This window comes from uncultured Mycobacterium sp. (genome assembly GCF_964249325.1).
GTDB lineage: Bacteria > Actinomycetota > Actinomycetes > Mycobacteriales > Mycobacteriaceae > Mycobacterium.
This window is the reverse complement of the sequence record NZ_CAXUCH010000142.1, coordinates 1-11,076: the sequence shown is the minus strand read 5'-3', so window position 1 is coordinate 11,076 and position 11,076 is coordinate 1. Positions and strand designations below refer to the sequence as shown.

Sequence of the window (11,076 nt, the reverse complement as noted above, 5' to 3'; positions counted from 1 at the left end):
CCTCACACGCCCCGGCTCCCCCGGCCGGGGCTGGCACCGCCGCCTGGCCCGGGTCGCCCGCCGCGGCGCCCGACCCGCCCGCAGCCGCGTCGCCGCGAACGCCTCGCCGACACCATGCGCTTCTTGCTCCCGCCGCGCCCTGGCTCTGCGCCGCCCGGGTCGAAGACAGTCGGTCGCTGCAAGAGCAACGACGTCGTGGTCGAGGACGCGCTGGCATCGCGCATGCACGCGGTGCTGGTCTTCACCCCCGCCGGTGTCGAAATCCGCGACAACAACAGCAGCAACGGCACATTCGTCAACGGCACTCGCATCACACGATCAGTGCTGCGCGACGGCGACGTCGTCACCATCGGCAACGCCGACCTGGTGGCCTCGGGCAACACCTTGGTGCCGCGCCGCGCACCCGCGCGCAATAGCGGGCTTAACGCACATGGGCTGGGGTTGACCGTCGATGGGCACACGCTGCTGAGCGACGTGTCGTTCACCGCGCGCCCGGGCACGCTCACAGCGGTTATCGGGCCATCCGGTGCCGGTAAATCCACGCTGGTCAAGCTGATTGGCGGCACCACGACGCCCAGCGCGGGAAAGGTCAGCTTCGACGGGCACGACGTGCACGCCGAATACGCCTCGATGCGCTCCCGGATCGGGATGGTGCCCCAAGACGACGTGGTGCACCGCCAGCTGAGTGTCGAGCAGGCGCTGAGATACGCCGCCGAACTGCGGCTGCCGCCAGACACCTCGGCTGCCGATCGCCGTCAGGTCCTCACCCGAGTGCTCGACGAGCTGGACTTGACGCCGCACCGAAAGACCCGTGTGGACAAGCTGTCCGGCGGGCAGCGCAAGCGTGCCTCAGTAGCGATGGAGCTCTTGACCGGTCCGTCGTTGCTGATCCTCGACGAACCGACTTCTGGGCTGGACCCTGCGTTGGACCGGCAGGTGATGACGATGCTGCGCCGGCTGGCCGACGCAGGTCGCGTGGTCGTCGTGGTGACCCATTCGCTGACCTACGTCAACATGTGCGACCAGATCCTGCTGCTGGCACCCGGCGGTAAGACCGCATTCGCCGACCCTCCTAAGCAAATCGGGCCGACGATGGGAACCACTGACTGGGCCGATATCTTCGCGCGGGTCAGCACCGATCCCGACGGTGTGCACCGAGCGTTTCTGGCGCGGCATCCCGCTGCTCCGCGGCCACTGTCGACCACTTCTGGCGCGGTCCCGCTGGGGGCTCCGCCGCATACCAGTGTGTGGCGCCAGATTTCGACGATCGCGCGCCGCCAGACGCGGCTCATTGCGGCAGACCGCGGCTATTTCGCTTTCCTGGCCGTTTTGCCATTCATATTGGGCGCACTGTCGCTGGTAGTGCCCGGCAATACCGGGCTGGGTTTGGCCGATCCGCGTGGACCCCAACCCAACGAGCCCAGCGACATCCTGGTCCTGCTTAACATCGCCGCGGTGTTCATGGGGACCGCGTTGACCATCCGAGATCTTGTCGGTGAACGCACGATCTTCAAACGCGAGCAGTCTGTGGGCCTTTCGGCCTCGGCATATCTACTAGCCAAGGTCCTCGTCTACAGCATTGCGGCGCTGATCCAAACCGCCATCCTGACCGCGATTCTGGTTGCCGGAAAGGGTGCGCCGACCCGCGGGGCGGTGCTATTGGGATCGGGCAGCTCTCAAGGCATTGCCGAGCTTTACCTGACCTTGGCGGCCACGGCCATCACCTCGGCGATGGTGGGGCTGGCGTTGTCATCGCTGGCGCGCTCCGGTGAACAGATTCTGCCGATGCTGGTGGTGGCGATCATGGTGTCGATGGTGTTGGCCGGCGGGCTGATACCGGTGACCGGTCGCATCGGGCTGTCGCAGGTGTCGTGGCTGCTGCCGGCGCGGTGGGGATTCGCGGCCTCTGCTTCAACGGTGGATCTGCGCCACATCGAGATGGACAGTCCTGCCGACCGGCTGTGGCTTCATTCGCAGCGTTATTGGCTGTTAGATATGGGGATGCTGGTAGCGCTGGGCCTGGCAGCGACGGTGTTTGTCCGGTTTCGGTTGCGGTTGCCCGCGCGCGGCCACGCTCGGTAAGCCCCTCGCCCCGCTCAGGGTGAATTGACGGCGAGGCAACCCGTAGTAGCGTTACCCGCAGCTTCGGAAGGGGTACCGATGTTCGTCGATACGGGGTTGCTGCATTCGGGAGCCGACGATTCTCACCGGGCTGGCGGGCATGCCGGTGACGGCGCCGATCACTTGGCGGCCACGGCCCCGGTGTCCGGGATGTTCGGCGACTTCGCGGCAGCGCACGAGTTTCACCAGGCGGTCAGCCAAGCCCATACTCACCACACGATGAAACTGCGGGCCCACCAACAGACCCTCAGCGACGTCGGCGACAAGGCCCGCGCCGCTGCGACGGCGTTCACCGATATGGAGGACCGCAACACAGTGAAGTTGGACGCAGTGCGGTGCAACTCCGCTACATAAGCGTCCCGCTGTTGGTCGCCGACGCCGGTGGTGACCCGTGGCAGATCAATGCCAGCCTCCAAAGCGGCCGTCCGGCACAGATTTCCGATCTGGCGCAGGCGTTTCATAACGCTGGTGCCTGTACGACGGAGTCGAACAACGCATTTTTGGACGCCCGCCGCGGCTTCGAGGCGTCGTGGAACCGCGAGAACGACGAGCATCCGATCAACGATTCCGCAGAAGTGCAGCGCGCCACCCAATCGCTGAGTCGGCAGGCCGCGCAACTGCCCAAGGTCGCCGTCGACCTGGAGAACGTCGCCGCCACCCTTGCGGAGGCGCAGCGCACTTCGGGTGCGTTGATTTCGACGCTGGAGAGCCAGCTGCAGCAGATTGACAACGAAGTCGGCCAGGCGCTTGATCTGGAGAAGAACACCAACTTATCGGCCGCCGAAAGACAGCAGCTCGAGCAGCTCATCACCGCTCTTGAAGACCAAGCCATTGCCGACACCAAATCCGCGCTGGCCCAACTGCAGTCCATCCGCGCCGCCTACTCCGACTATCTGCAGCGGGCGTCGGCGAATCTACGAACCGATGGATACGACCCAGCCGCCATCCAGGGTCTCGATGCGCCCGAGTCTGGAGGGAAGCCCGAAGAACCCATTAAGCTTCCGTCGCCGGATACCAGCCCCGAGGATGTCAACAAGTGGTGGAACTCGCTCAGCGACGAACAGAGAAAGCAGCTGATCACCGAGCACCCGCCAGAGTTAGGCAACTTGAACGGGATTCCGGTTGAGGCGCGCGATGCGGTCAACCAGGCCGTGATGAACGATGACATCAACCGCGTTGTGAACGCCGCGAGTCAGCACGGTGTACAGGTCAGCGACGTGGTGAGCGACCCCGCGATGTACGGGCTTACGGCCACCGACATTACCCGCTACAACAACGCCAACCAGACCAAGAAAGGTCTTGCTGAGTCCGCAACGGCCGTGGACGAGTGGGGCAACCATCCGCCCGTCTACCTGCTGAAGTACCAGCCCGATGCGTTTAACGGGGACGGGGCCGCGGCCATTGCGATGGGTAACCCCGACAAAGCTGCCAACACTGCCGTTTTGGTGAAGGGATTAGGCTCCGGTGTCAAGCAGGGGACGCTGGCTAATCCCGACGGTGTGCGGCTCTACGAGGAGTCTGCCCGCGCTGATTGGGGCAAGGACACCGCGGTGGTTATGTGGATCGGCTACGACGCGCCGAACGACGTGTTCGATCCTGGTCTGTACGAGCCGAATATGGCTCGTACAGGAGGCCAGGCGCTGGCCGCCGACGTTAAAGCGTTGGCGGTCACGCACCAGGGAGCACCGTCACATCTGACGGTCGTCGGACACTCCTACGGGTCCACCACGGTGTCGGATGCAGCGGCGGCATATGGCATGCATGCCGATGATGTGGTGTTAGTCGGCTCTCCGGGCACAGACTTGGCGCATTCGGCGGCCGATTTCCATCTCAACCCCGGTGGCCATCTCTACGTCGGAGCCGCGTCAGACGATCCGGTCACATGGTCTCCCGGTCATGTGACAATGCCCGGGATAGGCATGCCGTTGGGCGGACTCGGAGACGACCCCGCCGTGGATGGCTTCGGCTCTACCCGGTTCAAAGCCGAAGTCGCAGGGTTCTCGGCCAATCCGCTTGAAGATCACTCTCACTATTTCGACAAAGGCTCGGAATCGCTGTTCAGCATTGCCGACGTGGTTTCCGGCCACGGCGACGCCTTGGAGCACGACGGCATGAGGGCGCATCACCGAGGCGAATACTTCCTGCCGGATTCGGTCGACCCCGAAGCTGTCCGGCAAGGAACCAGCGGACACCAGCACAGCGCGCCGAGGGGCTAGACCGCAAGCCAGCGGCGTGTCAACGACGGGTGAAAGGACGTGACGGGTGTGGACATCGCAAGGCAGGATGACTGGTGTCGCGGCGCTAATCGCCCTTGCCCTCAGTGGATGTGCTAACGCTGTGTCGAACCCCATTTCCCCGCAGCAGGCCCGCGCCCAAGTCGTCGACGCCGCTCGTGACATCGTCGCCACGCTCCGCGCCGAGGTGACCGAGGCGACGTTCAAGTATGAATCGTGCAACGACCAGGGGGATGCCCCGTTCCGGGGGGTAGCGAAGGTGTCATTCTGGATGCCTGGCGTTTCGCATGACCAATCAGTCGATCCGCAGGCAGTGATCGGACCGCTGGTCCGCGATGGCTGGAGTACCAACTCCGACTTCACCTCTCACGCACCAACATTGCGAAAGGACAAAGTCAACGTCATCCTCACGGTGTTACCCGCGCACTTCCCTGCGGGAGTCGAACGTAAAAGCCACGCGTGGGTCGATGTCAACGGCGAATGCCGCGACACCTTCGATCACCGCACTGACGACTCGATACTGCCAGTCGATATCAAAAATGAAGTCCAGTAACGGTGGTAACGGATAGCGGCTGCCTGACCGTCCCCGATAACGGTCGAAGCCCTTCGTGGTCCGTCGTGCTCGTTCTGGTGGTGCTGAGCCTAGCTGCCTTTCCAGCCAACGTTGCATCGCGTGAAGGCTCTTCACATCACACCGTCCGGTTAAGGTTTATTCATCGGATCTCGGCAATACACCAGGTATTCAAACTTCTCATGGGCGCCCCCGCCGATGCAGCGTGAACTGGACGATCGGTCGAGAAAGTTGAATTGACGGGCGAACCCTCGGCGGTACGCTTACCGGCAGTTTGGGGAAGGGTTTTGTCATGTTTGTTGACTCCGGAATGCTGCACTCGTGGCCCAGCGAGTCGCATCGCGCGGGCGGGCATCCCTACGACGGCGCGAACGACCTGGGACGGGTTTCGCTCTCTGCGAAGATCTTCTGCGCCTTCGACCCCGCTGGCGCTTTCCAGGAGCGTGTCAGCGCCGCCCACGCTTGTCACGTCCTGACCCTGCAGGGGCGTCGGGAGATCCTTGGTAACGTCGACAGTGAAGCGAATCACGCGGCGGCGTTGTTTACCGAGATGGAAAGTCACAACGCGAAGGCGTTGCGAGACGTGCGGTGCAGCTACAGAACATAGACCTCGGCAAGCTGATCGCTGCGGCTGGCGGGGATCCCTGGCAAGTTAATGCCAGCCTGCAAAGTGGCCGCCCGGCGCAGATCGCGGAGCTTGGGCAGGCGTTTCATAACGCCGGTCAGTGCACCGCCGAGGCCGACAACGCGTTTGTGGAGGCTTATCGGCGGTTTGAGGCGTCGTGGAACCGGGACAACGGCGAACATCCGATCAACGACTCCGCCGAAGTGCAACGCACCATCCGATCACTGCGGGGGCAGGCCACCCAACTGCCCAAGATTGCCGTCGATCTGGAAAGCATCGCGGCCACCCTCGCCGAGGCGCAACGCACCTGCGCTGTGCTGATCTCGACGCTGGAGGCGCAACTAACAGACATCGACAAACAGATAGGTGCGGCCGAAGAACTCGAGAAAACCGGCCACCTCTCGGCTGCGGACAAAGAGGCAGTTGATCAACTGATCGCCAGCCTCGAACACACCGCCATTGACGACACCAAGTCCACGCTCGCCCAACTGCAATCGATCCGGGCCGGTTACTCGGACTACTTGCAGAAGTCGCTGACCAACCTGCGCAGCGATGGATACGACCCCGATGGGATCCACGGGGTGGATGCCGAACAGCCCAAAGACCACGTCCCTGGTGCCATTCCACCGTCCGGGCTCGAGGCCGGCCACCTGGCCGATATCAAGCGGGTCACCAATCAGGCTGTGCTGGACCAGATGGCCAAGGTGCGTGCGGCGCAAAAGGGCATCGACGACGCCCTGGCCACCGCCTATACCAAAGGCCCCGGTTCCCCGGAAGGACAGGCCGCGCTTGCGAGCCTGCCGCAGCTCAAAAAGAATCTCGCCGACGCGCTCAACAATCTAGGCAACCTGCCCGACTACAACAACATCGATCCCAGCACGCTACGCACCAGCCCCGATGGCCATTTCCTGTTCGGCTACACCGCCGACGGGCAGCCCGTCCAGGTCACCGGTCAGCTCAAAAACGGCACCGGAGAAATCATCGACCAGGGCACCCAGACTTACTACACGTTCAAAGACGGCAAGCTCATCGCCACCCGCACGCTCGACCCCGGCCGCGCCGAAGCCACCGATGAACCCCTCCTAAGCGCCGTCACCCTGGCTGTCGGGGCACCAGAACTCAAGGCCGGCGGCGAAGCCGCCTGGCAAGGCCTCAAGACCCTGTTCACCCGGGAAACGCTCGCCTCGGGCACCGACATCACCTCCGACAACGTCCTCCCCCGCGCCCTCGCCGCGGCCGAGACCCGCGCCCAAGCCGCCGCCCAGAGCCTCGCAACCGACCACCCGCTACCCCTGCCGCACACTGCCACCTCCGATCACCCCGTTCCGCTTACCACCGGCGAGCATCCAACGCCAACGACGCACGAGTCAGCGCTGGCAGCGGGCGGTCCGCACAGCGCACCGGGCGGTGAGGTGCCGCATCCGTTGCCCTCCGATTCACCGCTATTCAACGGCTATCACCCAATCGAACCCGGCCCAGAATTCACCAGAGCTGACGGCAGCCTCATTTACCCGGACGACAGCCTCCCCAGCAAGCCATATGCCATACCCGGCACTGTCGTCCCCGACACGCACCTACCGGCAGGCACCGAGCTGGGCCGCTTCGGTCACCCCGGAGGGGCCTACCTAGCCCCCGAGGGAACGCCCTTCGCACAACTGTCACTCCCCCCAGAAAGTGCCATGAAGCCGTACTACCGCTATGTCGTAGAAGACCCCGCCAAGCTCCCACCCGGCTGGAATATCGAACAGTCCCAAGCTGCACCGTGGTTCCACCAGCCCGGCGGCGGCATACAATACCGAATTATCGCTCCACCAGATCAAAAAGCGAATGTTCAGACCCTGATTGACTGGGGATATCTAAGAGTGGTGAAGGATTAATGGCTGATTTCTCGCGCTTATCCGCGAATTGGATTGACTGGACGAGTAGGGCTGGCATGACGCATGTATCGGTAACCACTGATTGCGCCGACTGTCAAATCCTCTTTAAATCCGACGACCAATCCTTCCATCTGAGACGGGACCGTAACTGGTGGACTGTCGACGAAGTCGACGACCGCGGCCAACGGTATAATGAAACCGCGAAATTCTCAACATTTGAACTAGCGGAAATATATCTTATTTGGTCGTGGGCATCTGTAACACGTACGGCGATTGGAGCCAAACAACTCGGATATGACCTCCACTCGCAAGGGATGAAACCAGGCGTACGGATCACCGCGACTGATCGAGAATACTTTGTGGAACTACAGACCTCTCGCGGTTCCGCCATCCTGCCCACTTCAAACGCCACAATTTTCAGTCACCTGATGTCGAAATCAGTAGAGGAGATTGAAAAGATGGTGAGGGAAGGCGTCGGCTAAGCTGTCCGACTACCCCCTGGGGCACGTAATGTAGATCGTGGCCAAAACCTCTCCAATCCCACCCTCTCAATCGCGGCGTGACCGGGCGCAAGTGGCACCCGGCAACTGAATTGAACGACGACCGCGCAGTCGTGCCCGAAGGAGGCTCAGGTGTTGGTAGCTCGGAGTATCCCTTTGGACACCTCGATTTGGCGAGGCGGTTCCATCCTCCAAGAAATGCCGCCAGACGGTCCGACCCGACGAGCGGTTTTTGTACAAACGCTCTTCTGCCGCCGCTTCATAGGTGCATAAAACCGGCGGTTGCCCAATGCGCCGTCAACAATGACAACCCGTCATCCCGCCTGATCGGTCACATCGAAGCTGAAGCCTCCAGCGTCGACAAGTAAAACGTTCACCACCGTGACCGACGCCATGAACTAGTCGGTCCCGGCCACCACCGACCCCAACCCTGCCCGTCAAACTCGCTGCCGAGAAAGTCGCCCGGACCGAACTAGCCGCTGTCTACTAGCAGCCCTGGACCGGCTCGCCAAGCCTCCGACTCGGAACGGCGGTGCTTCTTCGCGGGCTATCAATCCCCGCTCCGACTTTCCTACCCGTTGGCGTATCTCGGCGGTCTAACTCAAGTACGTTGAAGCAAAGCTGAATACCCAAAAGGGTCATGATCGATTACCATCGCGCCCATGTCGGATACGCCGTCCTCCAGCCTTCCTCCCGCATCGGGCTGGCCTGGACCAGCCCCTCCACCAACGTTCTCTGCTCCGTCGCCTCAATTTTCGCCTACGCCGCCCATGGCGCCATCGGTGGGATTGCGCAAGCCGACTCGGCGGCCCATCCTGATTGCACTAGCCTCGCTAGCTGTTGCACTCGTCGCCATAGGTATAGCTGTCGCGGCTTGGCTGCGACCCATTCCAGCCATTCCAGGCAACCCGCCCACGTCAATGCCAGGTGCGCCCGCGTTCACCGAGGAGCAAATCGCTGCCGCGAAAAACACAATATGTGCTGCTTACCGCACAGTACATCGCGCTGTAGGGGTGAATACGAGCCGTAACGAAGGCGACGATCCAACAACTCTCGCAGTCCTAGCGAATGCGCGTCTAGCAATTTACGGTGGTGGTGGATATCTGTTCACCAAACTAGCCGAAGAGCCAGCCACACCTCCCGGTCTCGCCAGCGCAATTCGGATGCTCGCTAATGCGTACCAGGACATTGCAATTGGTTACATGGCTGACATGCAAAAGACTGATCTTGATGCATCGCTGCGCGCGGCTGACGACGCGACAATCACCATCGAGCAGCAGTGCAAATGAACTATCCTCCTGGCCTTCCCCCGGCGCCGGGCCGTCAACCTGGCCACCTGCCCCGACAGCCTCACCGGCTTCATCAGCCCGTAGCCCGTCGGTACCGTACATGGCGCGGCCTATGATGTTCCGGAAGGCCTCCCGCTGGCCCAGGTTCGTCGCTCTGGTGATCGCGCTCATCGGCGTAGCGGCGGGTATTATTGGGTGGTTCCGCCCAGTGCCGCACAACGAGCACCAGCAAGCCCCGACCGCGCCCTCATACACCGATCAACAAATCGCTAATGCTAAAACGGATGTTTGCTTTGCGTACAAGTACGCAAAAAACGAAGTAGCGTTGAACACTCATAGACCGGACTTCGAGGGGGACCCGGTTGGCTCGCTCGCGGCGGCTACGATGAAACGCCTGTCGCTCTATGTTGCGGGGGATTACCTTCTGGAGCGTCTGACGGTCGAACCCGCAAATCCCAGGGACCTGGCTGACGCTGTGCGCTCGCTCGCCAACTCGTATGAACAAGCCGCGATACATACCCTCAGCGACGAGCCCAACGTGGCTCTAGACCCATTGCGCCATGCCGTAGACTCCCATATAGCGAAGATAGATGGGTTGTGCAAATGAGCGCTTCGGCCCATGAAGATTGGTCGGAAATCCTGGTGGGCCACCAGCGACCGCGGGGTTTGGGGATTATTAGTAACGTGCCAACCAGTCGCGCCAATAACGCAGTCGCACATGACGACTTTGCTAACGTGCTGGCGCAGCAGCAGTTCACCTCGCTGCTCAATCAAGAAGGCTTCACTGCGGACGACATTCGGGAAGCTCACTACAACGGCGAGCAGCATCATCGTCGTGTTGCGGAAACAAACGACGTTATCAAGTCTTCGTACCAGTCCGCCTACGACTCTGGTACTGAGTTAACACGCCAACTCGACACGATTGCCGTAGATGGAAATTCCAGAATTAAGCACATTCAAAGCTCTAAAGATCCCGTTCCGGTCAAAATGGGTAAAATCGTCGATGTCGTGTTGGATTGCCAGAACCAGGCCAATGTCAAAGCAGCGCCGTATGTCGATAACGTGTTTAACGAGATTCAGAAGGTCCTCGATCAGCGAGGCATACCATTGTCGGCTCGGCAATTTGCCAAAAACCACGGGATCGACCTCACTGGTAGGTTCGGATCCCCCAACGAAGATATGGTCCGACAGCAAGTGGAAACAGTGCTCAATCGGTCCGGCACGCCTGCAAGCACGCAACCGTTGGATAACCCGATACCATCAGGCGACGGACTGTCGCAATCGCCGGGCACAGTAGCAAACGTCAGCCAAAGCGGCCCAACAACACCGGCCATGACACCTGCATCACCAGGCACCAACTTGCCAACACAATCGTCTGGCACAACAGCAAACCTCGGCCAAAGCGGCCCAACAACCCCGGGGCCAGTGTCGATGCCGGTCGGGCGACCGATTGCCCCACCGCCTATATCTACGGGCGCCATTCCGCCCGTCTCAGCACCCAACATGCCGTCGGCGCCATCGGTGTCGCCGCCAGCTGCGCCGGCTGGGTTGACGCCGAACAGCCTGTTGCAAAGTTTCGACCACGGAATGCAGATGGGCGCGCCGATGTCGGCGGCCGCGAACGCGGTGCCGCCCATGGCTCCGGTAGAGCCCCAAATGCCGGAACCACCTGCACCGCCACCGAATATCGCGTCGACATCCCCCGCGAATGCCCACGTGCCCGTGTTCGATACCTCGCACGCACCGGCCGCCGAGGTTGCGCCTGCCCCAACGCCGACCCACGCCCCCAGCAGCGAAGCGGGGACAACCTACGTGGCCGGGCCGGCACCGACGGCCACCCCGCCTGCTGCGGCGACACC

Annotated in this window: 9 protein-coding genes and 1 pseudogene; all 10 read left to right on the top strand. The window is 62.0% G+C overall.

Going from position 1 to position 11,076, the window contains the following annotated elements; genetic code table 11:
• Positions 1–2,082, top strand: a 2,082-nt coding sequence (locus ACFE99_RS16755) for an ATP-binding cassette domain-containing protein (protein WP_375487218.1), incomplete at its 5' end; no start/stop codon positions are given.
• Positions 2,083–2,160: 78 nt separating this feature from the next.
• Positions 2,161–2,475: a DUF2563 family protein gene (locus ACFE99_RS16750; protein ID WP_375487216.1), complete on the top strand. Its 315-nt coding sequence runs from the start codon at positions 2,161–2,163 to the stop codon at positions 2,473–2,475.
• Positions 2,457–4,337: an alpha/beta hydrolase gene (locus tag ACFE99_RS16745; RefSeq protein WP_375487214.1), complete on the top strand. Its 1,881-nt coding sequence runs from the start codon at positions 2,457–2,459 to the stop codon at positions 4,335–4,337. The genes ACFE99_RS16750 and ACFE99_RS16745 overlap by 19 nt, the downstream gene beginning before the upstream one ends.
• Before the next feature lie 67 nt (positions 4,338–4,404).
• Positions 4,405–4,908 (top strand): hypothetical protein, encoded by a 504-nt coding sequence (locus ACFE99_RS16740; protein ID WP_375487212.1) that lies wholly within the window; start codon positions 4,405–4,407, stop codon positions 4,906–4,908.
• Between the two features lie 310 nt (positions 4,909–5,218).
• Complete coding sequence (locus ACFE99_RS16735) at positions 5,219–5,533, top strand: DUF2563 family protein (protein ID WP_375487210.1); 315 nt, start codon at positions 5,219–5,221, stop codon at positions 5,531–5,533.
• On the top strand, positions 5,515–7,428 hold the full coding sequence (locus tag ACFE99_RS16730) for a glycohydrolase toxin TNT-related protein (protein ID WP_375487208.1): 1,914 nt from the start codon (positions 5,515–5,517) through the stop codon (positions 7,426–7,428). The genes ACFE99_RS16735 and ACFE99_RS16730 overlap by 19 nt, the downstream gene beginning before the upstream one ends.
• The gene (locus ACFE99_RS16725; RefSeq protein ID WP_375487206.1) at positions 7,428–7,910 is read left to right on the top strand and encodes a hypothetical protein; all 483 of its coding nucleotides are present in this window, start codon (positions 7,428–7,430) and stop codon (positions 7,908–7,910) included. Before ACFE99_RS16730 ends, ACFE99_RS16725 begins: the two co-directional genes overlap by 1 nt.
• Before the next feature lie 800 nt (positions 7,911–8,710).
• On the top strand, positions 8,711–9,217 hold the full coding sequence (locus tag ACFE99_RS16720; protein WP_375487204.1) for a hypothetical protein: 507 nt from the start codon (positions 8,711–8,713) through the stop codon (positions 9,215–9,217).
• A 157-nt stretch (positions 9,218–9,374) separates the two neighbouring features.
• Positions 9,375–9,824: a hypothetical protein gene (locus ACFE99_RS16715; RefSeq protein ID WP_375487202.1), complete on the top strand. Its 450-nt coding sequence runs from the start codon at positions 9,375–9,377 to the stop codon at positions 9,822–9,824.
• Positions 9,821–11,076, top strand: a pseudogene (locus ACFE99_RS16710) (hypothetical protein); the annotation flags it as partial. The gene ACFE99_RS16715 and the pseudogene ACFE99_RS16710, both read left to right, overlap by 4 nt.